General features: G+C 64.2%; 29 protein-coding genes. 13 read left to right on the top strand and 16 right to left on the bottom strand.

Translation table 11 applies throughout. From position 1 onward, the window contains the following. Positions 1–56 precede the first annotated feature (56 nt). Together QOZ99_RS20165 and QOZ99_RS20170 are read right to left on the bottom strand one after the other, a co-directional pair. Positions 57–752, bottom strand: a complete 696-nt coding sequence (locus QOZ99_RS20165) for a LysR family transcriptional regulator (protein WP_306891790.1) — start codon at positions 750–752, stop codon at positions 57–59. Further along, positions 749–1,576 carry a hypothetical protein gene (locus QOZ99_RS20170; protein ID WP_306891791.1) on the bottom strand — a complete coding sequence of 276 codons (828 nt, stop codon included), beginning with the start codon at positions 1,574–1,576 and terminating at the stop codon, positions 749–751. The genes QOZ99_RS20165 and QOZ99_RS20170 overlap by 4 nt, the downstream gene beginning before the upstream one ends. Positions 1,577–1,785: 209 nt before the next feature. Here QOZ99_RS20170 and QOZ99_RS20175 point away from each other — a divergent pair, with 209 nt between their 5' ends. The 9 genes from QOZ99_RS20175 to QOZ99_RS20215 all read left to right on the top strand — a co-directional run bounded on the left by QOZ99_RS20175 (position 1,786) and on the right by QOZ99_RS20215 (position 9,132). Then, the gene (locus QOZ99_RS20175; RefSeq protein WP_026221112.1) at positions 1,786–2,469 is read left to right on the top strand and encodes a GntR family transcriptional regulator; all 684 of its coding nucleotides are present in this window, start codon (positions 1,786–1,788) and stop codon (positions 2,467–2,469) included. Positions 2,470–2,477: 8 nt separating this feature from the next. After that, positions 2,478–3,599, top strand: a complete 1,122-nt coding sequence (locus tag QOZ99_RS20180; RefSeq protein WP_306891792.1) for an ABC transporter ATP-binding protein — start codon at positions 2,478–2,480, stop codon at positions 3,597–3,599. A 31-nt stretch (positions 3,600–3,630) separates the two neighbouring features. Next, positions 3,631–4,704 carry an ABC transporter substrate-binding protein gene (locus QOZ99_RS20185; protein ID WP_306891793.1) on the top strand — a complete coding sequence of 358 codons (1,074 nt, stop codon included), beginning with the start codon at positions 3,631–3,633 and terminating at the stop codon, positions 4,702–4,704. Then, a complete protein-coding gene (locus QOZ99_RS20190) occupies positions 4,701–5,873 on the top strand; it encodes an ABC transporter permease (protein WP_306891794.1) in 1,173 nt (390 codons plus the stop codon). The genes QOZ99_RS20185 and QOZ99_RS20190 overlap by 4 nt, the downstream gene beginning before the upstream one ends. Further along, positions 5,870–6,688 (top strand): ABC transporter permease, encoded by an 819-nt coding sequence (locus QOZ99_RS20195; protein ID WP_306891795.1) that lies wholly within the window; start codon positions 5,870–5,872, stop codon positions 6,686–6,688. Before QOZ99_RS20190 ends, QOZ99_RS20195 begins: the two co-directional genes overlap by 4 nt. Then, entirely contained in the window at positions 6,685–6,909 is a 225-nt protein-coding gene (locus QOZ99_RS20200; RefSeq protein ID WP_306891796.1) for a hypothetical protein, read from the top strand. Before QOZ99_RS20195 ends, QOZ99_RS20200 begins: the two co-directional genes overlap by 4 nt. Then, on the top strand, positions 6,906–8,348 hold the full coding sequence (locus QOZ99_RS20205) for an amidase (protein WP_306891797.1): 1,443 nt from the start codon (positions 6,906–6,908) through the stop codon (positions 8,346–8,348). The genes QOZ99_RS20200 and QOZ99_RS20205 overlap by 4 nt, the downstream gene beginning before the upstream one ends. Before the next feature lie 113 nt (positions 8,349–8,461). Further along, positions 8,462–8,758 (top strand): type II toxin-antitoxin system HigB family toxin, encoded by a 297-nt coding sequence (locus QOZ99_RS20210; protein ID WP_306891798.1) that lies wholly within the window; start codon positions 8,462–8,464, stop codon positions 8,756–8,758. After that, a complete protein-coding gene (locus QOZ99_RS20215; RefSeq protein WP_306891799.1) occupies positions 8,755–9,132 on the top strand; it encodes a helix-turn-helix domain-containing protein in 378 nt (125 codons plus the stop codon). The genes QOZ99_RS20210 and QOZ99_RS20215 overlap by 4 nt, the downstream gene beginning before the upstream one ends. A 153-nt stretch (positions 9,133–9,285) precedes the next feature. On the opposite strand, the gene QOZ99_RS20220 is transcribed toward QOZ99_RS20215, so the two are convergent. Then, entirely contained in the window at positions 9,286–9,993 is a 708-nt protein-coding gene (locus QOZ99_RS20220; RefSeq protein WP_306891800.1) for a GntR family transcriptional regulator, read from the bottom strand. 22 nt (positions 9,994–10,015) lie between these two features. Then, positions 10,016–11,167 (bottom strand): M24 family metallopeptidase, encoded by a 1,152-nt coding sequence (locus tag QOZ99_RS20225; protein ID WP_306891801.1) that lies wholly within the window; start codon positions 11,165–11,167, stop codon positions 10,016–10,018. A gap of 129 nt (positions 11,168–11,296) precedes the next feature. Here QOZ99_RS20225 and QOZ99_RS20230 point away from each other — a divergent pair, with 129 nt between their 5' ends. The 3 genes from QOZ99_RS20230 (at position 11,297) to QOZ99_RS20240 (ending at position 13,043) form a co-directional block, all read left to right on the top strand. Then, positions 11,297–12,034, top strand: coding sequence for a maleate cis-trans isomerase family protein (locus QOZ99_RS20230; protein WP_306891802.1), 738 nt, complete (start codon positions 11,297–11,299; stop codon positions 12,032–12,034). Beyond that, a complete protein-coding gene (locus tag QOZ99_RS20235) occupies positions 12,035–12,721 on the top strand; it encodes a GntR family transcriptional regulator (RefSeq protein ID WP_306891803.1) in 687 nt (228 codons plus the stop codon). 103 nt (positions 12,722–12,824) lie between these two features. After that, complete coding sequence (locus tag QOZ99_RS20240) at positions 12,825–13,043, top strand: helix-turn-helix domain-containing protein (protein WP_306891804.1); 219 nt, start codon at positions 12,825–12,827, stop codon at positions 13,041–13,043. A 55-nt stretch (positions 13,044–13,098) separates the two neighbouring features. Here QOZ99_RS20240 and QOZ99_RS20245 read toward each other — a convergent pair whose 3' ends face one another. The 12 genes from QOZ99_RS20245 to QOZ99_RS20300 form a co-directional block, all read right to left on the bottom strand. Further along, positions 13,099–13,425 (bottom strand): DUF736 domain-containing protein, encoded by a 327-nt coding sequence (locus tag QOZ99_RS20245; RefSeq protein WP_306891805.1) that lies wholly within the window; start codon positions 13,423–13,425, stop codon positions 13,099–13,101. 629 nt (positions 13,426–14,054) lie between these two features. Then, on the bottom strand, positions 14,055–14,492 hold the full coding sequence (locus QOZ99_RS20250; RefSeq protein ID WP_306891806.1) for a hypothetical protein: 438 nt from the start codon (positions 14,490–14,492) through the stop codon (positions 14,055–14,057). Between the two features lie 123 nt (positions 14,493–14,615). Further along, positions 14,616–14,783 (bottom strand): hypothetical protein, encoded by a 168-nt coding sequence (locus tag QOZ99_RS20255; RefSeq protein WP_018387548.1) that lies wholly within the window; start codon positions 14,781–14,783, stop codon positions 14,616–14,618. A 276-nt stretch (positions 14,784–15,059) separates the two neighbouring features. Further along, complete coding sequence (locus tag QOZ99_RS20260) at positions 15,060–15,482, bottom strand: type II toxin-antitoxin system VapC family toxin (protein WP_306891808.1); 423 nt, start codon at positions 15,480–15,482, stop codon at positions 15,060–15,062. Further along, on the bottom strand, positions 15,479–15,733 hold the full coding sequence (locus QOZ99_RS20265) for a FitA-like ribbon-helix-helix domain-containing protein (RefSeq protein WP_306891809.1): 255 nt from the start codon (positions 15,731–15,733) through the stop codon (positions 15,479–15,481). The genes QOZ99_RS20260 and QOZ99_RS20265 overlap by 4 nt, the downstream gene beginning before the upstream one ends. 86 nt (positions 15,734–15,819) lie before the next feature. Then, complete coding sequence (locus QOZ99_RS20270; RefSeq protein WP_306891810.1) at positions 15,820–16,746, bottom strand: DUF2493 domain-containing protein; 927 nt, start codon at positions 16,744–16,746, stop codon at positions 15,820–15,822. Between the two features lie 315 nt (positions 16,747–17,061). Beyond that, positions 17,062–18,096, bottom strand: a complete 1,035-nt coding sequence (locus QOZ99_RS20275) for a DUF7146 domain-containing protein (RefSeq protein WP_306891811.1) — start codon at positions 18,094–18,096, stop codon at positions 17,062–17,064. Between the two features lie 69 nt (positions 18,097–18,165). After that, complete coding sequence (locus QOZ99_RS20280) at positions 18,166–20,229, bottom strand: ParB/RepB/Spo0J family partition protein (protein ID WP_306891812.1); 2,064 nt, start codon at positions 20,227–20,229, stop codon at positions 18,166–18,168. A 166-nt stretch (positions 20,230–20,395) separates the two neighbouring features. Further along, the gene (locus QOZ99_RS20285) at positions 20,396–21,589 is read right to left on the bottom strand and encodes a DUF932 domain-containing protein (protein ID WP_306891813.1); all 1,194 of its coding nucleotides are present in this window, start codon (positions 21,587–21,589) and stop codon (positions 20,396–20,398) included. 144 nt (positions 21,590–21,733) lie between these two features. After that, positions 21,734–22,378, bottom strand: coding sequence for an NADPH-dependent F420 reductase (locus QOZ99_RS20290; protein WP_306891814.1), 645 nt, complete (start codon positions 22,376–22,378; stop codon positions 21,734–21,736). 149 nt (positions 22,379–22,527) lie between these two features. Beyond that, positions 22,528–22,974, bottom strand: a complete 447-nt coding sequence (locus QOZ99_RS20295; protein ID WP_306891815.1) for an Rrf2 family transcriptional regulator — start codon at positions 22,972–22,974, stop codon at positions 22,528–22,530. Positions 22,975–23,013: 39 nt separating this feature from the next. Beyond that, on the bottom strand, positions 23,014–23,943 hold the full coding sequence (locus QOZ99_RS20300) for a LysR family transcriptional regulator (RefSeq protein WP_306891816.1): 930 nt from the start codon (positions 23,941–23,943) through the stop codon (positions 23,014–23,016). A 203-nt stretch (positions 23,944–24,146) separates the two neighbouring features. On the opposite strand from QOZ99_RS20300, the gene QOZ99_RS20305 reads away from it, so the two are divergent. Further along, the gene (locus QOZ99_RS20305; RefSeq protein ID WP_306891817.1) at positions 24,147–24,758 is read left to right on the top strand and encodes an FMN-dependent NADH-azoreductase; all 612 of its coding nucleotides are present in this window, start codon (positions 24,147–24,149) and stop codon (positions 24,756–24,758) included. Positions 24,759–24,774: the final 16 nt, after the last annotated feature.

A 24,774-nucleotide genomic window follows, 5' to 3' on the forward strand; every position in this document is an offset into this window, starting at 1 on the left:
CCGCTATGATCGTTGCGCCCACACCTTCTTCTCAGCCATCTGCATCGCCGCTACCGTCATCTTCTGGCTCGGTAATCAATGAGTCCTGAGCCTAGGAAAACGGGCAGGGCCGGGTCGCCCGCCATGAAAATGAAATGCCGACCGGCTAGTTCATCAAGGTCGATCGCGGGCGAACCGGCGAGAACATCCCGCTCTGCCATGACGATGAGCACAGGCTCGTCCCACAGATCGAGTCCGGCCTCGCCCTTCAGCGCTGATGCCCCGGCTTGAATCACGACATCAAGTTCATGCCGCCGCGCCGCCCGACATTGCGACTCCGGATCCGTGTCGACGAGTTCGACACGGACGTGCGGACAGACCTGTAGGAAGCGATGAAGCAGCTGCGTGAGGCGGGCGCCCGATGTGATCGAGGGTAGACCGATGCGAAGTACGCCATCCTGCGCGGTTCCGGCGCGCTCCACCGCCAGTGCGGCCTGCGAGGCCTGTGCCAGGATCTCCCGCGCGGGTCCCAGCAGACGAAGGCCGGCGAAAGTCGGCCGCACGCCGGCATGGGACCGGGAAAAAAGGGTGGCCCCCATGGCATCTTCAATGTCACGAATACGCCGGCTCAGCGTCGATTGCTGCACCCCCAGCCGGTCCGCTGCCCGTCGGAAGCTGCCCTCTTCCGCCGCGGCTAGAATGAACCGCCAATGTTTCAGCAGGAAGGGATCCAGGCGCTGCGCAATGGCGGCAATATCCCGCTGCGCCTTCATGCACCGTCCTCGCGAGGCGTCGACAGGTGGAAGGCGGCGTAGATATAGCCGGTCGTACGCTCCAGCCGATCATCCATGCCTTGCTCGGCCATCAAGGCGAGGATGGAGGCGCGTTCGTGCGCGGTGGAGAACCGGCGCTGGCGTTGCCGAAGGTGGGGGCACTCGGTGGTGACGAGACCGAACCCCGCCAGCATCGCGGCAATGTCCCCATAGCCGAAGGGATGCATCGCGAAGCTTGCCACCCAGGGGCGGGACGCGGCGGTCGCCTCATAGACCCGTTTGAATGTTCGCACGGTCGCATAGCCGACGCAGCCCGTGCTGATGATCAGATCCGTGTCACGGAGAGCTTCACGGTCCGCTGGAGAGAGTTCCTCGGTCTCCAGATTGGCTGTCACGGCTGCTCCAATCAGGCCGACGTCACGGGCGTAGCGCAACGCCTGCCGACTCGGATCCAGGCCTACGATCTCAAGGTCCTCCCGCAGCTTGTGGTGCGTGAAGAAGGCTTCGTGATCCTCAAGGCTTTGAGACGCCAGCGGTCCATCCGCCAGGGTATAGGCGGCGTAGAGATCGTCCAAGGTGAGCGGAGCGCTCAGCAGGGCCGCGTTGAGCCCGTAGGACGCACCGATGTCCACGATCTTGAGAGGTCGATCCGGCCGCTGGCGGCGGAGACGCGTGATGATGGTCTCGAACACCGGCTTGGCACGGTCGCAGATCATGTAGTCGAGAGCGAGATGGGCCAGATAATAGGCCTGCGGCCAGGGCTGGTCATAGGTAGGCGAGAAATCGTGCTTGGCCGCCCGCATGTTCGTTTCAGATCCGCTCATCGACATTATCCGCCTTCGCATTCCCGCGTGTGATAGCGAGGAATTTTCGCGGCGGGAGCTCCCGATAGCAAACTACATTCAGGAATGTACCAGATATTTCATCAGCTTATCTCATTTGGTGCAAACCGGTATACCGGTTGGCGAATCCGGAACGCTGTCGTTGACGATACATATTTTAAGATGTACCACTTGGACAATAGGAGGCCGCCATGACAGTGACTGTTGAGAGCCGACCCACGCCGAGGGAGCGGTTTTCCGCGATCCACCGCGCTTTGCGCGACCGCATCTGTCTTCTGATTTACCCGCCCGGGACGGCACTCAGCGAAGCCGAGCTCGCGCGCGAATTCGGTGTCAGCCGCACCCCCATGCGGCGGGTGATGCAGGCGCTGGAGAATGAAGGGCTGATCGAGACCACACCCAATGTCGGCTCGATGGTAACGTCGGTGGAACTCAAATCCCTGCGCGATGCCTATGCGCTGCGCATGAAGCTTGCCGAACTGCTCGGCGACCTCAACCCAGCGTCCATGCTCGACGCCATTACCGCGACGCTCCGCGAGCTTCTGGCCGAATGCCAACCACTGAGCGGTCAGGTCGATGTGCGCGCCTTGGCCCAGATTAGCCACCGGCTTCAGGACGAGATCCTGCATCTTTCCGGCAATGCCGAATACCGGCAGGTTTCCGAGGTTCTCTACTACAAGACGATCCGCGCCTATCTCGAGATCCTGCCCGAACTCAACTGGGCGGCTGAGGTCGCGGCACAAGCCGACGAGATCACCGAAATCCTGGCTTCGCTCGCCGCTGGCGATATCCGCGCGGTGGGCTTCATCCGGCGCAATCACATTGCCCGCACTCTCAACCGCATCACCAGCTTCATGCTGGGTGATCACGATTGAGGGTGCTCATGCTGATGAAGGTGACGAGCGCGCTGGAGCCATCAGGCAACGGGACCCAGGCGGAAGCTCTGGTGCTGCGCCGCGTAGACAAGACTTATGACGGTATCGCCAAGGTGGTGGACGCGCTTGATCTCGACGTTCACCCGGGCGAGTTTCTGACTATTCTCGGTCCCTCGGGCTCCGGCAAGACCAGCCTACTGATGATGCTCGCTGGCTTTGAGCCGCCGAGCGCCGGGACAATCGAGATCGGCGGGCGCGACGTGTCCAGGCTGCCGCCCTATAAGCGTAATATCGGCATGGTGTTCCAGCATTATGCGCTGTTCCCGCACCTGACCGTCGGCGAGAACCTGGCCTATCCACTCCAGGCGCGCGGCTGGCGCAAATCCGAGATCACCGAGCGTGTCGCCTGGGCGCTGCAGCTCATCCGCCTGGATGGCATGCGGGATCGGCGCCCGGCGCAGCTGTCCGGCGGGCAGCAGCAGCGCATCGCCGTGGCTCGGGCGCTGATCTACAAGCCGCAGCTCGTGCTGATGGACGAGCCGCTAGGCGCGCTCGACAAGCAGCTGCGCGAGCAGATGCAGGATGAGATCCTTCGACTACATCGCGAGCTGCGGCCGACCATCGTCTATGTCACCCACGACCAGAGCGAAGCTCTGTCACTCTCGGACCGCGTCGCGGTGTTCGAAGCGGGGCGGATTGCCCAGATCGGCACGCCCTCTGAGCTCTATGAGGCACCGCGCACCGCCTTCGTGGCCGGCTTCATCGGCGAGAACAATCGCATCACCGGCATGGTGATCGCCGCCAATACCGAGTTCTGCCATGTCCGCTGCGCCGATGGCGCCGTCCTTGAAGCGCGAAACATCGCCGACGCGCGCATCGGCGACCGCGTGAACCTTGCGGTCCGGCCCGAGCGTCTTCGACCGGCCCAGGCTGGGGAGGGATCATCGGTCGAGGTGGAGGTCGCCGACATCACCTATCTCGGGGAGGTTTCCCGCGTGCGCGGCCGGATGCGCGACGGCACCGAGATCATCTGGAAACTTCCCAATTGCGGCCAGAGCGCGTGCCCTGAGCGCGGCGCGACCATCGCTCTCGGCTTCTGCCGAGAGGACGCCCGGGCCTTCGCCGCCTGAGCGCACCCTTCCCATCTCAAGGAGGTTCACCATGGTTATCGCGTGCCCGAAAGTGTCGTCCGCAGCCGTTCTCTGCCTTCTGATTGCTTCTGGCCCTGCGAGCGCGGCGGACGCTCTGACCATCGCTTCCTTCGGCGGCCAATACACGGCAAGCCAGAGCAAGTCGCAGTACGATCCGTTCACCGCCAGAACCGGCGTGACGATCAAGTCGGTCGATTACAACGGGGGACTTGCCGAGCTCACCGCCCAGGTCCGTTCGGGCACGGTGAACTGGGACATCGTTGATGTCGAGTTGCAGGATCTTGATCGTGGCTGCGCCGACGGACTGTTCGAGAAGGTCGATCCGGCGCAACTGCCGGCAGGCTCCGATGGGGTTCCGGCCATCAAGGACTTCGTTGCTGGGTCCCTGCATGAGTGCGGTGTCGGTACGGTCATCTGGTCCAATGTGCTGGCCTTCAGCGATCCGGCCTTTCCCGATGCCAAGCCGAGTCGGGTCGAGGACTTCTTCGATCTGGAGAGGTTTCCGGGCCGCCGCGGACTGCCGAAGCGTCCTCACGCCATACTTGAATGGGCGTTGATGGCCGATGGCGTGACGCCCTCCGAGGTCTATCGTGTCCTCGCAACGCCAGAAGGTCTCGACCGTGCCTTTGCCAAGCTGGACACGATCAAGGATCACGCCGTCTTCTGGGAGACCGGGGCGCAGATGATCCAACTTCTCGCCGATGGCGAGGTGGCGCTATCCGCTGCCTATAATGGGCGCGTGCAGTCGGCGATCTCGGACGACGCCAAGCCGCTGAAGATCATCTGGGATCGGCAGATCTGGAACGCGGATTACTATGCCGTTGTCGCCGGCACCCAAGCCAAGAACACCGCATTTGATTTCGTGCGCTTTGCCACTGGAACCGTTCCGCTGGCCGAGCAGACCAAATACATCGCCTATGGTCCTGTGCGTGGATCCTCCCAGCCGCTGATCGCGCCGGTGATCGCCGCGACGCTTCCAACGGCACCGGCCAATTTCAGCAACGCCCTGGCCTTCGATGCCGCCTGGTGGACCACTCATGGCGATGCGATCAATGAACGTTATGCGGCGTGGCTGGTCCAATGAACGCGGCCTCGCCCTCCCGCGCCGGCTGGGCGCTCGTGCTTCCCCTGGTCGCCTTTATCGCCATCGCCTTCCTGGCGCCCATCGCGACCATGCTTCTGCGCAGCGTCCATGATCCGGAAATCACCGATCTCATGCCGCGTACGCGGCAGGCTCTCGCTCGATGGGACGGGATCGGCGTTCCGCAAATGGCCGCTGAAGCCGTCACCGCGGATTTGCAGGAGGCGAGCGCGACCAACCAGATCGGCCGGCTCGCCCAACGCCTCAACCGCGAACAGAACGGACTTCGCAGGCTGATCGACGTCACCGCGCGAGAGCTGGAACAGAATCCAGACACACAGCTTGCGCGGATCGATCCAGGCTGGAGCGATCCCGACCTCTGGCGGATTCTGGCGCGCGTAACCTCGCCCTGGACGGGGCGGCATCTGCTCAACGCGCTTGATGTGACCGTGACGGCCGATGGTGCGCTGGTTCGGCAGGAGGAGGTGCGGCGGCTTTATGTCGATCTCTTCCTACGGACCGCCTGGGTCGCCGCCTTGGTGACCCTCATCTGTGCGCTGCTCGGCTATCCCTATGCCTATGCCATGGCAGCGTCCGGCCCCTCCTTACGTACGCTGCTGCTGTTCCTGGTGCTGCTGCCGTTCTGGACCTCATTGCTGGTGCGCGCCACGGCCTGGATCGTGCTGCTGCAGCGGCGCGGTGTCATTAATGAAGGGCTCCTCGCGATGGGCCTCATTAGCGAGACCGGTCGTCTCGACCTGATCTACAACATGACAGGGACCATCATCGTCATGGTTCACGTGCTGCTGCCCTTCTTCGTACTTCCGCTCTATTCGGTGATGGCTGGATTGCCGACGTCCTATGTGCGCGCCTCTGCAAGCCTGGGAGCGCATCCACTGCGGACCTTCGCCCGCGTCTATCTTCCGCTGACCTATCCCGGCGTCGCCGCCGGCGGTCTGCTCGTCTTCATCCTGTCGCTTGGCTATTACGTCACCCCGGCCCTGGTGGGAGGACGAACCGGCCAGCTCATCAGCAATCAGATCGCTTTCCACATGCAGAGGAGCCTGAACTGGGGCTTGGCGGCCGCTCTTGGGACGTTGCTCCTGCTTGCGGTTCTGCTCCTCGCTTTGACGCTGCCGCGCCTCGCCGAACGCGGAGGGCTGCGCGCATGAACCGGCTCGCCCGTTTCGGGTTCTATCTTCTCTGCGGCCTGATCGCGGCCTTCCTTGTCCTGCCACTCCTCGTGATCGTGCCGCTATCCTTCAATCCGGAGCCGTATTTCTCCTTCACGCCGGCCATGCTCCAGCTTGATCCTGCTGGATGGTCGCTGCGCTGGTACCGGGAAATCGCGGAAAGCGCGCAGTGGCGGCTGGCGCTGCGCAACAGCTTGAGCATCGCGGCCGTCGTCACACCGCTGGCAACCCTTCTTGGCACGATGGCGGCGCTTGGATTGCGGAGGCTACCGACGCGGCCGCGCAAGATGGTGGCTGTCATCATCGCGTCGCCGCTGGTGGTGCCGGTCATCCTGTTCGCCACGGGGGTCTATTTCTTCCTGGCGCCGCTGGGGCTCACTCAGTCCTTCACCGGTATCATCCTGGCCCATACCGCGTTGGCGGCGCCCTATGTGGTGGTGACGGTCGGCAGCACGCTCACCACCTTTGACGAGCGCCTGCTGCGCGCGGCGTCCATTCTGGGCTCGCCGCCTTTATCCGCCTTTTTCAAGGTGACCTTGCCGCTGATCGCGCCCGGCATCGCCTCAGGTGCTCTGTTCGCCTTTGTCACGTCCTTCGATGAAGCGGTCATCGCCCTGTTCCTGGCTGGCTATGACCAGCGCACCATTCCGTTGCAGATGTGGTCGGGTGTGCGGGATCAGTTGAGTCCCGCCGTACTCGCAGCAGCGACGCTCATGGTGCTTCTCGTCACCATCATCATGCTCGCAGCGATGCTGATCGCTCGCTCGGCGCGATCGGCAGGAGCACGCAGATGAGCCGTCAGGACTGGCTCGACGCCGACTTCCTGGCCAACGTCGCTGGGCGGCTTGCCGGGCGTGACTGGCCCTCAGCGACGTTGGCGCCGCTGGTACATGGGGCGGGGCATGGCCTCGTCAGTAGCCTGGGCGATCTGCTGGCAGGCCTGCAGAGGCTCGCCGATGAGGATCTTGCCGACATCGGACCGGCAATCCCCCCTTTCCAGGAAACAGGCCAATGAGCGACCTCACGCGTCTGTCCTTGCGCAAGCTCCGGCGGCTGATGGTCTCCGGGGAGGTCCGGCCGGAAGAGGTGACCGCGGCGTTTCTGGCGCGAGCCGAAGCGCGCAATAGTCGCGATCTCAGTTATGTGTCGATCGGAGCGGAAGAGGCTCTGGCGTGCGCTAGCCGGGTGGAACGGGCTGGCGCATCGGGGCGCCTCGCCGGCATACCCTTCTCCTGCAAGGATGTGTTCGACACAGTGACGTTGCCGACCACGGCAGGCTCGCGCGCCATGGACGATTACCGGCCGATCAGAAACGCGCAGGCGCTTGAACGCCTCAAGGCGTCTGGCGCCATACTTTTGGGAAAGAACAATCTGCACGAGTTTTGCTACGGCATCACCGGCGCCAACCTTATCTTCGGCACGCCGGCTAACCCACATGATCCAGGCCGCCTGGCGGGCGGATCCTCCAGCGGCTCCGCCGTTGCGGTCGCCAACCGGACGGCAATGTTTGCCCTCGGCACCGATACGGGCGGCTCGGTGCGCGTTCCCGCTAGCCTGTGCGGCCTTGTCGGCTTCAAGCCGACCCATGGACAGATCAGCCTGAAGGGTGTGGTGCCATTCTGCTGGTCGCTGGATCATGCCGGGATTCTTGCCCGAAGCTGCGGGGACGCGACCGAGGTTTTCCTGGCCGTTCGCGAGGCGGATGAGGCCATCTTGGCAACGAACGCCGATCATGCCGAGCGAGGTAACTCGCTGCATGGGCTGCGCATTGGAGTGCCCAGGGGAGCCTATCTTGAGAATGTAGCGTCCGACATTGCCTTGCGCGTACAGCAGCTGATCGCGGAATGCCGCCGGCTCGGGGCCCACATTATCGACGTGGTAATGCCGGACGCCACCCATGTGCGCACAGCCTCGCTGGCCGTTCAACTTGTCGAGGCCTTTGCCTGGCACCGGACAAATCTCCAGCGCCGGTTCGATCTCTATGGCGAGGATGTCCGTGAGGGGCTCCTTCAGGGCCAGTTCATCCTGGCCGAGCATTATGTGCAGGCGCTCCGGCTGATCGCCGCGAAGCAGGCCGAGGTCAGCGAGCGGCTCAAGGATATCGATGTGCTGATGACGCCGACGACGCCGATCGTCGCGCCAGCGCTGGATCAGAAGCAGGTGACGCTAGCGGGCGTTGCGGTGCCTGTCGGCAATGCGCTGTCGCACTTCACCTGCCTGTTCAACCTGACCGGTCATCCCGCGCTGACCGTTCCCATCAGTCGGGACGGTGACGGCCTGCCGATCGGGGTGCAACTGATCGGTGCGCATCATCGGGACATGAAGCTGCTGGCGATCGGCGCCGCGCTGGAACGGGTGGGTCTGGCCGGCTGGATCGAGCCGAATGACGAGATGGATGATGGCACCGTCATGCGGTCTCCGCTGGCGGAGCAGCGGGAGCTCTATGCGCATTAGGGATACGGGCGCTACGGATACTATCCAACTCCGAGTGGTGCCGCCTGTGGAGATGACGTTCCCAATCTGGGAAAATGCCTTGTTCCCGATTCGGGAATTCGCTATAAGCTCCTATGCAGATCATCGCTCGCCGGACTCTCAAGCTCTTCTGGGAGCGCTATCCGCAAGCTGAGACGCCACTCGTGCTCTGGTATGCCCGCGTGGCGAAGGCCGCGTGGGCCGGCCCTCAGGACGTGAAAGCGACCTTCGGGACTACCGTGGATTTCGTAGGGGACAACCGCCTGATCTTTGATGTCGGTGGCAACAAGTTCCGACTCATCGTCCACGTCGCCTATCCATTCCGTCGGGTGTTGATCAAGTTCGTGGGCACTCACGCTGAATATGACGCCATAGATCCGGAGACCGTTTGATGGACATTCGACCGATCAAGACCGACGCGGACTATGAGTGGGCGCTGGCCGAGGTGACACGCTATTTCGAGCAGCAGCCTGAGCCTGATTCAATCGAAGGAGACCGCTTCGACGTGCTCTCGGAACTTATCGCGGCCTATGAGGAGCGGCACTTTCCGCTGCCGGATGCCGATCCCGTCGAGGCGCTGCGCGCCTTCCTTGAAGCGACCGGGCGAACGCAGCAGGATCTTGCCGCACTGCTCGGCTCCGCACCGCGCGCATCGGAAGTCCTGCGCCGCAAGCGAGCCCTGACCGTCGATATGATCGGCAAGTTGAGCAAGGAGTGGGGTCTGCCGGCGGATGTCCTGGTGCGGCCTTACAGGCTGGCGGCGTAAGACGTCCCCAAGTAAGATTTACTGCGGGGGATAGTGCGGGTACCATCAAGCTCATTTCTGAAGGCGGACCGATTGGTTGGGAGAATTGAGATCCACAGTGTCCGCCTTTCCGGACATTACGCGAGCGAGGTGATTTTTTCTCGATCACACGTGTTATTCCTGCATCAAGGATGTCGCGAGTGCGCGCATGACCAGATCCGGCAGCGCCACCTCAAGAACCCGGAAATGATTATTCAGAGCGCCCTCGGCCGCCTCCATTCTTCCGTCGACCAGCGCGGAGGCAAGGGCGGTGAGTGAGGCATGCAGAGACCGCGGCAGATCGGATGATCGATAGGCGCAGCGGCGAACATGATGGGTCCGCTCGCACAGATCGATCACGTTGCGCTCGATCACATCGCTGCCCGTACATCGGCTCATGGCGATGAACAAGGCTTCGGTTCGGCGTGCCAGCGCAACGGCCGTCCTTGGATCGCACGGCGTCAAGGGGGGAGGTCCCAGGTCGGGCAAAGGGCGCAATGATGCCTTACATGCTCCCACTTCGAGGCTGTGTCGGAGGAGAAGCTGCAGGAGGTCATGGATTTCCTGCATCTCGCGCAGGCGCAGTTCGCGAGCGAAGAAACCTCGCGCGGGAACAGCGGCAATATGGCCTTCGGCATGCAGTCGGATCAGCGCCTCGCGCACGGGCGTATTGCTGACCTTCAGCTGATCCGACAGTTCGACGACGGCCAGATGCTGCCCAGGACGGAACCTGTAGAGCAGCGCCCGTGTCTTCAGTGCGCGGTAGACCTGATGCCGCCGGTCCCCGCCGAGACATCCTGATGGCCGCGATCCCGCGTGAAAGCGGTCCCCGTCACGTTTCATCCTCGCGTCTACGGCCCCTTCCTCAAAGAACCTTCAGGTCGCGAGGATAAGGCGTGAGATAGTCGAAACCGTCCTCGGTCACGACGATGGAGTCGCCGATGCGTCCGCCGCCTTTGCCGGGCACGGTAATGCCGCCATCCACGGCAAAGGTCATGCCGGCCCGTAGCTCACGCGTTTCACCGCGCTTGAGTTCCGGCGCCTCCAGCAGCGACATGCCGACCGAGCGGCCGGTTCGATAGCCCGGCGAGAAGCCAGCCGCCGCATAGGCCTCTTCCGCTGCCGCATTGACAGCCTCGCAGCGTATGCCGGGACGAATTGTGGCGAGCGCAGCGCGCTGGGCACCCACGGAGGCCTCCTGGATGCGTGCCTGTTCGTCAGTCATGGCCCCCACAAAGAACTGGCGGTCAAAGCCGAGCTTGTAGTTGCGGAAACTCACCATGCCGCAGAAGCACAGATAGACCGGATCGCCCGGCTCCAGCCGGCGCACGGCGGCGCGGCGATGGACCATGCAGGTGTCTGTGCCTGACTGCAGGATCTGTAGATTGTGAATCAGCGGCGAGACGTAGCGGTCCTGCGGATCGCGCAGCAGAGATGCGGCACGGCGCGTGCCGGACTGCATGGCGGCGAGCGCGATCTCAAATTCGGGCACACCGGGACCGATCGCGTCCGCGGCTGCATCCATCATGGCGATGGCAACCTCGCCGGCCTGGCGCATGATGGCAATCTCGTCTGGCGACTTGATCATGCGCTGCTCGGCGATCAGCGGAGCAATATCCGTCAGGATGCGCGCGGGAAGTTGCTCCCTGATCTCGGCGGCGATCACATTCGGCAGCCGGGTCGCTTCGATTCCGATCGGCGTGGCCGTTGCGGGGCTGCCCAACAGGCCAATGAGCAGGTCCCGCCATTCCCGGCCGCCGTCGGTCCAGGGTCGGATGTCCCCGACCCAGCTCATGGCGGCGCACATGTCCGATTCCATCAGCGGAGTGAGGATCACCGGAGCCTGACCGGGACGCATGATCATCAGTGTCGGCCGCCCGAATTCCATGCCGAGATAATTCCAGTAGCCGCCGTAATAGGCGATCGAGTCCGGATCACTGAGCAGGGCCAGGCCGAGGCCGGCGCTCTCGAGAGACCGGGCGAGAAGATGCGTGCGCATCTCAAAGGGGCTTGTCATCTGCTAACCTGTATGCAGCTATGGTGTGCCTCACGATAAAGAGGTGTGAATTGCATTGTCAATACAGGATTATTGACTATTCTGACCAGGAGTTCTTCCTTAGCTGCATACATCAAAGGGGGCAGAGGCGTGCGTGAGATCGAGAGCGATGCTGGTCGCCATCACCGGGCAAAGATCGGATTTGTGCTGTTGGCGATGGAACAGACCATCGAGGACGACATGTTCACGCTCCGGCCAAAGGGCGTGGGCATTCACTTCACGCGCGCACCCATGGCGAACCGGGTCAGCGTCGATACACTGGCGGCCATGGCCTCGGGCATTGGCGATGCCGCCAGCCTGCTCCTGCCGGAGGAGCCGCTTGATGTCGTCTGTTATGCCTGCACCTCGGGCAGCGTCGTCATCGGAGAGGATCAGGTGTTTGCTGAACTGAACCGGGGCAAGCCCAACGCCCGGGCCACTTCGTTAATCACCTCGGTTATGCGTGCACTGCAGGCACTAAAGGTGAGTCGCATTGCCATTGCCACGCCCTATCTTGCCGAAGTCGATGCCATCGAGCGCAGCTACATGGGGGCGCGCGGCTTCGAGATCGTTCACATGCAGGGATTGGGCATCGAGAAGGATGCCGATATGGTGAGGGTGACCCCGGAAGCCATTTTGGATTTTGCCCTCAGCGTCGATCGCACTGAGGCCGAGGCGCTCTTCATCAGCTGTGGTGCCCTACGGTCTCTCGACATCATCGAGGAACTCGAGCGCCGGATCGGCAAACCCGTTGTGACCAGCAATCAGGCGATGATGTGGGACTGCCTGCGTCTTGCCGGGATCGCGGACCGGCGGGATGATTATGGCATTCTGCTTCGGGAGCATTGAGTGAGCGAAAGCGCGACGAGCGAAAACTCAAGGACGCGGGCACCGCGCGGTCAGGTCACGGACATCTACCGGGCCTTGCGCGACCGGATCTGTCTGCTGCGCTATCCCCCGGGGATGCTGCTCGGCGAACACGAGCTTGCTGAGGAGTTCACAGTCAGTCGCACGCCGGTGCGCCAGGCGCTGCAGCGGCTGGAATATGATGGGCTCACCGAGACCCGCAACGGCGTCGGAACCATGGTCACCGGTGTCGATCCCAACGCCTTCCGCGATATTTACGCGTTTCGGTTGCGCCTGAGCGAAATGATGGGAGAGTTTCCCGCGGAAGGTGAGGTGCCACGCGCGCTCTCCACGATCCTGGAGCTTCAGGACCGACTGGGGACCCTGAAAGTCCATCAGGACATGGAGGCGTTCTGGCAGCTTAATCATGAGCTCCATCACGCCACCAACCGGCTCATCGCTAATCACGCTTTACGCGAGACCCACGAGCGCTATTACTTCCAGGCCTCAAGGATCTGGTACAGCGTGATCGAAGCCTTCTTCGAGGAACAACTCGCCGATCTCGCCGGCGAACTCAACGAGATCGCGGGCGCATTACGAGCCGGCGATATCCGGGCGGTCGGCTATATCCAGCGCAACCACATCGTCTTTGGCCTTCATCGTGTCGCGATCGCACACACCACCGTTTGACGCTGCAGACTCGGGTTGGACGGATCGGGTCCAATGCGGGCCAGACGTGTTTACATATTATAGTTGATAAACTCGGGATGTCGGAATTGCGATCGGTTTGCGCATGGATATGCGCAAGCTGGTCGGACGAAATTTCGCCCGCCTGCGTCAGGCCAAGGACCTGACGCAGGAACAGGTTGCCGAGCGCTCGGGTCTGAGCCAGCAATATCTAAGCGGTCTCGAGCGAGGCCGGCGTAATCCGACGATCATCACGCTCTATGAGCTGGCGCGTGCTCTCGATGTGAGCCATGTCGAGTTGGTTCTGCCGCTTGACGATAAGTGACGTCCGCCCGGCTGACCCCGGCCGGTGAGGCCGGGGCCCTGATCCGGGCGAGGTCTTAGTCGCTCCGGCGTCCGTTCGGACGCGACCAAATCAGCGAAAATCCTTCGCCGTCCTCATCGTCGAACAGGTTGGCGTAGATCGGCGCGGTAAAGCTCGGATCGTCGAGCTTGAGGCCCAGATAGTCGCGGCCCTCGGTGGAGCGCTTGGACCAGGCGGCCCCGATCTCGGCGCGGCCGACCAGGACCCGGTGGCTGGGAGCGTTCTCGCCGGTGGCGCGGGTGTCGGGGATGATGCGCACACCCCGGGCCTGCACGCCGAGGGTCACGATGTCGCCGGTGAACTCGTTGGTGCCGGTCTTCTTGAAGGTGCCGATGGTGGCCATGTTCCGTCTCCGTCCTGTCTTCTGAGCCCGCACCATTGCGGCCTCGATGGCGATCGAAAGGCCGAAGGCGAGCGACGCTACATCGCCTCGGGGTCCCCGTCGCGCTGGCGCGATGGGGTGAGGATTGCGACCGCAGCACAGCGGAGGACGGCACAGGCGCGACTTTGTTGCTTCGCGAGGAATGACGGCGATCCGGGGTCCCCGCGCAGCGCGGGGTGGGCGTCGGCAGGGGAAGAAAGTCGGGACCAGCCGTTGTGGCATAGGCGCTCGAGGCGCAGCCGTCCTTCGGCCAGATCAGGCCATTGAAGAGGCCGTTTGGAGCGGGCACGGGCGGATGGATGACGGAGAGGTGGCTGCCCTCGCGCCGGATATCGAGACCCGACCAGTCAGCATCGGCGGACGATACCCTGAGCTTGGCCAAGCTGCGCATTCCCCGTCCCTCCAACGTCGCGAATGCTCTGCCCCAAGAGGTCTTTCGGCTGCGACGCGGCCGCCGTCCTCCACGCGCACCAATCTTGCCGCATCAGAGGGCGAAGCCGGCGCGCCGGATCTCCGCTCCCTCCCGGCCTAGCCGGTTGACGCGGACGCTATGCCATTCGCTGTCTGGTGCGCCGAACGGCATCGCGGTGTCAGGGAGGGGAGCTGTGCCCGTCAGAAGGGCCGAACGCCTTCCTTCCGGTGATGCGCACGAAGGCGACAATGCCAACCACGCCGGCTCCGAGGATCGAAAACACCATCTGCCACGTCTGGAAGGGAATGGTGTGCTTCACGATGCCATGGGTGGCGTGGAAGCCTGCCGCTGCAGCCGGGACGACGAACATGGCAGCGATGAGCAGACGCGCCCATATCGGGCGGACGATCGTGAACAGGAACTGGCCGAGGGCGCAAGTCAGGCCAGCGGCGGCAAGGCCGACAACAACGCCGAGCCATCCGGCGCCGGTGTCATAGGCCCATGTGCCCGCCGTGATGCCCGCAAACAGCGGCAACGCGAATACCGCCAGCGTGAAGAGCAGCCAGCAGAAGAATGCGATTGTCGCCATGCTGAGGAAAATGCCGATGAAGATCATAGCGGCGGCTCCATAAAATCAGACCGATGCGCCTCCACCACCACGATGCACCGGCGGGATTGGCGTTGGCGTCGGAGCAAGAGCGCACGCCGTCTCCGCCATTCATGGCCGCCTGTTCGCCTCTCAAGAGGCGAACGGGTCGATTTCGCGGACGATCGCGGCTTCGTCGCCGTCATATTCGGCAGCCGGGGTGACGGAGAGCGTGCCGTCGCCGGCGCGGAAGATCACGACGGTGGCCATCAGGGTGGTGGCGAGGCTGAAGGCGAAGGCGTGAGCGATCTGGGCGGACATCGACCTGGCTCCTGCGCGAGCGGAGGTCCATCCCCCGCTGACAGGCGCCCCAAAGGGCCGGCCGTTGGCCGCAATCACCGCGTGAGGCGCAGCCGGAGCGGCGGCACGCGCAGCGTAGTCCGACCCTTCATGGGTTGATGGCGTCAGGCCATCGGCTGGACCCAAGGATCAGCGTCGTGAAGCGGGGATGGTCGTCCGGTCAGGAGACCGTGATGGCGGGTTACTGCGCAGGCCGCCGGGTTGCGAGGTGCAACACGTGCTGCCTGTGGCAAGCCGTCAGCGTGGCGTGTTCCACGGATTGATGACCGCCACACCGGCGGCATGGAAGGCGCTGGTATCGCGCGTGGCCACAGTGAAGCCCCGGGCGGCTGCGATCGCAGCGATATAGCCGTCGGGCGTTGGAAAGCCCTTGCCAGCCGCCCGCGCCTTGACCGCGAGGTCGGCATAGCGTCGTGCGGCAGCGATATCGAAAGGCAAGACTCGGTCGGCGAACAGCTCCATCACCCCATCCAGTGCCTCGGTGAGCCTGTCCTTGCGCTTGCCCGCGGGCAGCGCACCGATGCCGAACAACAGTTCGGCGATGGTGACGCTGGAGAGATAGAGCGTCTCGGCCGCCTGCTCGTCGAGCCACGCCCGCACGGCGTCGACGGGGACGGGCTTCATCGCCTCCGAGATGACGTTGGTATCGAGAAGGATCATTCGAAACTCATCGGCTCGGCAGGCATCCTGTCGCGCGCCGGGCTGAGGGCGTCGATATCCTCATTGGTCAGGCCGAGGCGGCGGCTGCGTTCCGCGAGCGCCGTTCCGAGCCGGAGGCGCGCGTCAGGGCGAACGGCGGTCTCAAGGATCTCGCGCATCTCGGCTTCGGTGCTGCGGCCATGCTGGGCCGCGCGCACCTTGAGGGCACGGTGCGTTGCCTCGGAGAGGTTGCGGATCGTCACTGCGGGCATGATGGCGCCTCCCAGTACATCTGATAGCGTTGATAGCAAAATAGAGGATTTGCCATCACATTCAAGATGCAGGGTTGCGGCGACGCTTAGGCGCCGCCGGATCCGAACCGATAGACCGGGATGCCCATCTTGCGGGCCTTGTCGGCCAGATTGTCCTGAATGCCGGTGCCGGGAAAGATCACGACCCCGATCGGCACCACGTTCAGCATCTGGTCATTGCGCTTGAAGGGCGCGGCCTTGGCGTGCTTCGTCCAGTCGGGCTTGAAGCCCACCTGCGGCACCTTGCGGCTGTCGGCCCAAAGGGACGCGATCTTTTCGGCGCCCTTGGGCGAGCCGCCATGCAGCAGCACCATGTTCGGGTGCTTGGCGTGGATCTGATCGAGCTTGGCCCAGATCTGCCTGTGATCGGCGGTGTCACCACCCGAGAAGGCGATCTTTGGCCCGGCGGGCACGAGCACCTCGTTATCCGCGCGCCTCCTGGCGGCGAGGAAATCCCGGCTATCGATCAGCGCCGCGGTGAGATGGCGATGGTTGACCCGTGAGCCGGCCCGTGGCGTCCATGGCGAGCCGGTGGCGATACGGTAGCGGTCGGCGGCGGCCTCACGGAAGGATTCCATGCCGTCGCGCCGGCCGATCAGGTTCATGCCGATGTCGATCAGACGCTCCAGCTCGAGAGACTTCACCTCCGAGCCGTCCTGTTCGCGCTGAAGCTGCTTCTGGGCCTGCTCATTGTCGTCGAGCTTCTGTTCGATCCGGTCCACGGCGCGGTGGAACATGTTGACGGTCGACCAGAGGAGATCAGGGAGGTCGGCATCGAGGCTGGTGTCGGTGATCGTGGCGACCAGGGCATCGAAGATGTCGGCGATGGCGCCTTCGATGAGGCGGTCTTCCGGTGGCGGGCGCTGGTCGCGCTCATCCTCGGAAGGACGATGGCCGTGGAGCTGCAACTCCTGGATCAGCTGCTCGGTCGGGGATGAGACGTGGTGCGGCTCGTGGTCGTCATGCGCGCTCATGGGATGCTCCGTCGGTTTGGACCGCGACCTTCGCGGCCTTCATGGCGACGAAGCCGTCGGGCGGGACGGACCTGCACCCGGAGCGAAGCGAGAGGGCCGCAGCGCCAGCGGAGGATGGCGATAAGCCGGCGATTTTGCCTCGCGATGGAAAGCGGCCCGAAAGCCGCGCCGGAAAATCGTCGGCGGCAGCCATTGCCGATCCGGCCCGGCTGGCGGCCGATCGCCCTCTCGAAGGCACAAGGCGCGGTCCTCTTGCCGTGACTGACGCATCCTTGCGGGTGTGGCAGCCACGGATCGCGGTTCGGCCCGCTCCGGCTATGGGGCCAGGTTCATGAAGCGCGCCACGTCCTCTGGGGCGAGTTGCACCCGAACACCCGTCCGGAGGGCATCGCAACCGAGCCGCTGGAGATCCTCGTTGAAGTCCCCGAGTGCTGGCGACAGGCAAATAGCGTCGATCCCCTCGCCGTTCGCCCGTTCGATCAACGTGTCCCGCGCGGCGTCACCGGCAGGATCGTTGTCGCGAACGATATAGAGCCGCCTCAAGGCAGGTGGGAACAGGTTGGCGGCCAGATGCGATGCCGAAAGCGCCGGTGCTATCGCCATGTTGGGCAGAACCTGCCGGAGCGACAGCATGGTCTCGATACCTTCGCCTGCCGCCATCACTCTACCGGGCACACCGATCCGGACGGCAGATCCAAGCAGATCACCCATCGCCTTGCGCGGCGTGTCGACCGGAGCCTTGTCCGAACCGTCGGGGGCGAGCCAGGTGCGGTGTACGCCGGTGATCCTGCCTGTGAGATCGGTGACGGCGGCGATCATGGCGGGCCAGGTCTCGGTCGGGCCGTCGTCAGGCTTGTAGTAGCAGCGCGGATGGAAGCGCAGGTTTCCGGCTCCGTGCAAAAGCGTAATGCCGCGTCGGCGCAAATACGTCTCTGCAAGGGTCCCGGCGAGGGGCTGCGACATGGCGAACAACCGGCGAGCCGCTTCGACCGACCCTGATGGAGCCGGTGTGACACAGCGACGTGGTGCTGAGGGCTCCGGATCGGGATGCGGCAGGCTGAGAAACGTCCGCGCTTCCTTGGCAACATCTGCGAAGTCGAGGAGCCCCAGCGATCCCCGGATGACGTGGAGAAGATCGCCATGTTCGCCGGTGGCGGCATCGGACCATTTGCCCGCCGGGCCCTTCGCGGATGCCTGGAGCCGGACAAAGAGCGAGCGGCCGGGCGTGTTTCTGATATCGCCGACCAGCCAGTAGCGGCCCTCTCGGCGCCCATTGGAGAGATAGTGACGGCAGGCCGCCTCCGCCCGATCGGCGAGCCGGCGCGACAGATCGTGAGCAATCCCGGACATGGCGAGCTTTTCAAAAATAAAGGCCCGCCGACAGAGCCGGCGGGCCGAGGTTCAGGATCGTGTTGAGGGTTACTCCGCCGCCACGGCAGGGGGGATGTCCGTGGTGTCTTCAGTATCCTCAAGACTCTCGTCTTCGCCCATGGCCGTTGTGCCGTCCTGCGCCGCCGTTCCTTCGCCGGCCTCCGGTTCGGCTCCGCGCAGCGGTTCCGGCAGCCAGCCGGTGTCGGCCAGCAGCGTTTCGGCCTCGCGGGCCATGTCGCCCTTCTTCAGGTGCGCGATGCGCTCTGCCGCACGCGACCCCTTCGCCTCGCTCACCGCCTGCAGAATGCGGGCCTTGGTGACACGGCCGAGAAAATTGTCCACGGTCGGCCTCCACCCGGCGGCCGCCATGTCGAGGTCAACGGCCCGGGCGAGCTGGTCGGCATGGTTGAGCGCGCGCGGGCGCCGGTTCCAGGCCTCATGAACGGCGTTCACCGACAGGCTCACCACATGGGCGAACAGGCCGGAGTGGCTGTCGCTGTCCCAGTCCCGCAGAGCCTCCCAGAGATCGGCCGAGTCCTTCGGCAGGACCTTGGCCCAGCCCTCATGCCGGGCGTGGATCGCCGCGGCCGAGGCGCTGTCGTTCAGCCCCGGCGCCTGCGCGCTGAAAGCCACGCTCTTCAGTTCGAGTTCGAGGCAGCTATCCGAGCCGTAGCGGTAGAAGCTCTTCAGCGTCAGGGCATGCAGGGCCGCGAGGAAGGCGACCTCCGGCCGCTCGCCCAGCGCCTGGCGCAGGCCGAGTGTGCGGTGCGAGGTCAGCTCGGTCATCAGCCGGTCCGAGAGCGCCGACAGCCCTTCGTCCTCCTCGGGCTCGGGCATCGGCGCATCTGCCATGACGGCCTCGCCGGTACGCATGGCCGCCGCCGCGACAAGATGAGGCCCAGCGTTTTCGACGGTGGCTTCGGGCTCCACCGGCAGTTCGTCCTCGGGCCGCACATAGCCGCGCTCAATACGCGGCGTGCCATCATGGGTGATGCTGACGAAGGCGCCGGCGCGCGCCACATCCAGCGGATCGAAGGTGATCGGACGCGCCTCAAAGGCCTCGATCGCCGTCTCGATCTCGCCGAGCCGCGCATCGACCTCTTCCGGCAGTTCGTCCGCCTCGGCATAGGTCTCGGACAGGCGATCATATTCCGCCTTCAGTGCGTCGCGGCTGGCTTCCTCCTCCGTAGTGAGTGGAATGGCCTCACCGCGCAGCTGGCGCAAGCCGTAGGTGTGGCCATAGGCGAAGTCAGGGGCCATCTCGACCCACTTCCAGCCCTCAGTGGTGACAGCGTCGGCCTCGGCCTTGAGCTTCTCGGCCACCAGCCGGTCGACCAGCGCGACATCCTGCAGCCAGCCGCCATCATCGCCCTGGAACAGGTCGCGCAGGATGGTGCCGCCGGCCTCGATATAGGCCTCGAGGCCGATGAACTGGGCCCGCTTGTCGCACGCGCGAACCGCCCCTTCGGTCAGCATGCGGCGGATGGCATAGGGCTGCTTGTCATAGGAGGTCTTCAGCCGCTCGAAGACCTGTTCCTGGCGCGCATGGTCGCCGGAGACAGTGAAGGCCATGAGCTGGTCGAGCGTCATGCCGTCTTCGGCATAGACCTCCAGCAGCACCGGTGAGATCGAGGCGAGCTTGAGGCGCTGCTTGACGACACCGACGGAGACGAAGAAGGCGGCCGCGATCTCTTCTTCTGACTGGCCCTTCTCGCGCAGGGCGAGGAAGGCGCGGAACTGGTCGAGCGGATGCAGCGGCGCGCGCTGGATGTTCTCGGCGAGTGAATCCTCCTCGGCGATGCCGCCTTCCCGGATGACGCAGGGCACCGGCGCGGTCCTGGCGAGCCGCTTCTGCTTCACCAGCAATTCCAGCGCCCGATAGCGTCGCCCGCCGGCCGGGATCTCGAACATGCCCGTCTCGACGCCGGCGCCATCGACGACAGGCCGAACGCTGAGGCCCTGCAGCAGGCCGCGGCGGGCGATGTCCTCGGCCAATTCCTCGATCGAGACCCCGGCCTTGATGCGCCGGACGTTCGACTGGCTGAGCAGGAGCTTGTTGAAGGGGATGTCACGCGAGGGCGAGAGCGTGATCTTCTGAACATTGGTCGCCATGGAAGGCACCTCCGCGACGGGCGGCCGGGAGCCTCTCTCTCAGCCTCCAACCCGTCACGAAGCGCAGCGCCGCCCTCTCACTCTGGAAGGCAGCGCCGCAGAACCGTGGATGCGGAAGAGCGGAAAGCCGGAGGCACGGATGTCCGCATCTCCGGCTTTCCGGAAATCAGGCCGCCCGATCGAGCAGCTTCTTGGCCCGGCCCTCGAGGTCGAGCCGGGCATCCTGGTGGGGTTTGTCGCGTGCGACGGCAGTGATGCCCTGCACGAAGTCGAAGATGCTCTCCGGCTTGTGCCCTTCCTCGGCCAGCACAGTATCTATGATCTTGGCTGTCTCCACCTTGGAGAAGCCCCGGTTGCGCAGGAAATCGCTGCGGTCCTCGTCGGTGCGCGCCACGATCTTCTCCCGTGCCGCCTTGATGCCGTTGACGAAGGGCATCGGCGAAGAATTGGCGAAGCGGGTGAGTGCCGGGGCCGCCTCATGCGCAAAGCGCGAGGCCGCGTATTTGGAGTGGCGGATGGTGATTTCCCGGAAGTCCTCGACGCCCCAGAGATTGCGGTTCTGGCACACGGCACGCAGATAGAAGCTGGCGATGCCGAGCGTCTTGGCGCCCACCTCCGAATTCCAGCAGTAGAAGCCCCGGAAATAGAGGTCCGGCGAGCCGTCGGGCAAACGCCCGGCCTCGATCGGGTTCAGATCGTCGACCAGGAAGAGGAAGACGTCCCGGTCGGAGGCGTAGAGCGTCGTCGTATCCTTGGTGATGTCGACACGCGGATTATAGACGCCTGTGGACCAGTCGAGCACGCCCGGCACCTTCCAGCGCGTGTCGCCGGTGCCGTTGCCGGCAATGCGCTGCACCGCCTCGACCAGCTCATGATCGTAGATCCGGCCATAGTCCGGGCCGGTCACCGCGCGCAGTTCGACGCGGCCATTGGCGGTCTCAAACGTCTTGATCTGCTCGGCGCGGTGGGAGGTCAGCCCATATTGCAGATTGATGCCAGCTAGCGCAGCGGGAAGCTGGCGCAGATAGGCGGCCGGCGCCCCGACCTGGGCCGCGAGCTGGCCGAAGGACCAATGGTTCGGTTCGACGGGCGCATCCGCCCCGGGGAGCACCAACGCCAGCCGCTCGGCATTGGAGCGGCTCGCCTCCACATGGATGCGGGGCGTCTCAACGAGGCGCGACCGGCTGTGATCGGCCCGGCCCCGCACCATCGCGGCCAGCTCGCCGAGTGACAGGAACCGTTGGTCATCCGGCCGGGAGAACCACTCCGACGACACGCGGCCGACCCGTTCGCCGCGCGTGACATCCACCTTGTAGCCGCCACTGACGTCGCGACCGGCATCCAGAACCTGCATGTTCATGGGGATCAACCTCCATCACGGGCGCCGGAAGCCTCTCTCCCAGCCCTCAACCCGTCACGGAAATCCGGTCCGCACTCTCACTCTCCGGACGAAGTCATCCGCCGTCCAGAAGATGAGGACGGCGGACGATCCTTCCGAAGATAGTTAGATCTTGATGAACTGGTGGGCCGACAGCGAGCCGAAGGGCAGCTGCGCCAGCGGTCCACCGATGTCGAGCGGGCCGAGATCAACGGGGAAAAATCCGATGGCCTCGATGATCGCGCGAACCTCGGTCTTTGCGGCCGCGTCATCGCCTGAATAAAACAGCACGCGCTTGCCACCCGACGCCTCGGGCTCATTCAAGACGTTGACGTCGAGGTGATTGAACGCCTTGACCACCCTCGCGCCCGGAACGTACTGGCGGAATATCTCGCTCGAGTGCTTTCCACCGAGATCGACCGCCTTGATGCCATAGGCCGCGAGGGGATTGCTGGGGTCTGTCGCATCGGGTGAATTCGGATCGATGAATTCCACCGGGTTGGTGCCGTCGATGACGATCCGTCCGTTCCAGGCCGGCAACGCGCCGAACACCTTGCTGGCATCGACCCAACGGACCGCCGCCAGGACAATGTCGGCGCTGGCCGCCTCTTCCACGGTGCGTGCCTTGATGGAGGGCCCGAGTTCCTGCACCAGGGCGGCTAGAGACTGGGGTCCGCGGCTGTTCGAGATCGTGGCCGAGATTCCCTTGCTGGCAAGGGCCCGAGCGAAGTTAGAGCCGAGGGCGCCTGCGCCGATGATACCAATACTCATGATGGTTTCCTGATGAGTGGGGGACTTGGGCGGATGGGAACCGTCAGTGCCCCCGGAAGGCTGGACGGTCTCTCACTGTTGCTTTCAGGCCTCAGCGGAACTTAAATGATTATGTGTCATCGCTTCTATGACAGTTAAAGGCAAAACGATTACCAGACGAGCGGAATAGAGAACTTACCGAGCCGGGCGACCTCGGAAGCAATGTCGGCTATTGTGGTCTTTCCGAGTTCATCTTCGAGCGCCGTGCGAGCCCGCAACAAAGTTGGGCGTATGGCCTCAAGTATGTTGCCACCCACAGCGCAGTTTTCGCAGGGGGGTGTCCTGTGCACTGAAAACAGCTCGGTGTCTTCGACGGCCTCATAGACATCGAGCAGCCGTATCTTCTCGGACGGCTTCGCCAACAAGGCGCCGCCGCCGGCGCCGAGCTGCGAACGCGTCAGTCCCGCTTCGCTCAGGCGGGACAGCAGCCCCCGGATGACCACCGCTCCGGTATTTGCCGAATAGGCGAGATCCTCGGAACGCAGCGGCTTGCCGTCGCTGACGGCGAGTGCCGTCAGGACATGGACGGCGACGGCAAACCGCGTACTGGTGGGCATCACGAACCTCCCTTATCTGTCGATATGACTACGACACACTTATGGTCCTGTCAACGAGCCACCCGACTGGCTTTCGTTCGGGCACTGTTTCAGGCGCTCGATCATCCACCGGCCAGCGGGGCCGGGCGGCGCCGCGTTCCGGTAGACGGCGGACATGGGCAGCTTCAATCCGCCAGGCGGCACATCTTGGATCGAGAGTTCCACCAGCCGTCCCTCGGTGATGTCCTTGGTCACGGCATGAAGCGGCATCCCGCCCCAGCCCAAGCCACTGAGAAGAAAGGCGTGCTTGGCAAAGAGGTCGGCCAGCCGCCAGGTTGATGGCGACATGACACCGAACTCCCGGCCTGCGGAGAGGTCGGATCGGTCCGTCAGCACGAGCTGGACGTGCCGCGCCAGCTCGTCGCGCGGAATGAGGCCGGCATGGGTCGCCAGCGGATGGTCGACGCTCGCGACCATGACGAAGTCGATGCTGGTGACGCGCTCGGCCACCAGCCCGGCGGGAAGCGTCGGCAAGGAGACGACAAGGCCAAAGCTGGCGCGCCCATCGATCACGGGTTGCACGACGCCGCCGAGCGCCTCGACATAAAGCCGCAACGGCGTGGCCGGAAACTGGTCGCGGAACTCGCGAGCAACCTCGGCGATCACGTTGATGGGAAAGAAGACATCGATGACCGCGGCGAGTTCCGCCTCCAGCCCGCCGGAAATCCCCTTGGCGCGGGCCTTCATGCCGTCCACACCCGCGACGACGCCCCGTGCATCGGCCAGCAGGATCGTGCCTTCGCGCGTCAGACGGGGATAGCGTCCGCTGCGGTCGAACAGCGCGACGGCGAGCTGGACTTCAAGGTTGGCGATGGATTCGCTTACCGCCGACTGCGTGCGCCGCAGGCGCCGGGCGGCGGCAGAGAAGCTGCCTTCATCGGCCGCGGCAAGGAAGGTCCGCAACTGGTCGAGTGATACGCTGTCGAGCATGCCAGCGTCCTGTATGGCCTGGCTGGAGGATAGCCCGGTCGCCGTGCTTATGCCATCGGTATAGCCGATGGATTGGATCGGATTATACCGGCTTCTCCGCCAGATCGGCGCGTGGCACCCATCCTCCCATGCTCGACGCAATCAAGAAATTCCTTTCCCGCATTGCTTTAGCCCCCGTCACCGGGCGGCCGGAGGATCAGTCCATGACCACCATCCTGCATATCGACTCCAGCATTCTCGGCGGCTATTCGGCCACCCGCTCCCTGACGGCCGATATCGTGGCCCGGCAGCTCGCGCTTCACCCCGGCGCAGGGATCATCCGGCGGGATCTCGTCGTCGACGCCGCCATGCATCTGTCGGGCGCGCACATGGCGGTGTTTCAAGGTGGCGAGGTTTCCGATCCTCTCCTCGGCCAGGATCTCGCCGCCGGCGGCGCCTATATCGATGACCTGTTCGCCGCCGACATCATCGTCATCGGCGCGCCGATGTATAATTTCTCCATCCCGACGCAGTTGAAGGGCTGGATCGACCGGGTCGCCGTGGCGGGACGTACGTTCAGATATGGCGCGAATGGTCCTGAGGGGCTGGTGACCGGCAAGAAGGTGTTCCTGGCTTCTGCGCGCGGCGGTGTCTACAGCGGCAAAAGCCCGATGGCGGCTCTCGATCATCAGGAATCGTACCTCCTCACCGCGCTGGGCTTCATCGGCCTGACCGACGTGACGATCATCCGGGCCGAAGGCCTGGCCCTTGGCGAGGAAGCCAAGGCGGCGGCGCTGGCCGGCGCCAAGGCGCAGATCGCCGCGCTGGCGGCCTGATCCGGCGAGCGTCTTA

Source organism: Ancylobacter amanitiformis (assembly GCF_030814815.1).
In the GTDB taxonomy this organism is placed as follows: domain Bacteria; phylum Pseudomonadota; class Alphaproteobacteria; order Rhizobiales; family Xanthobacteraceae; genus Ancylobacter; species Ancylobacter amanitiformis.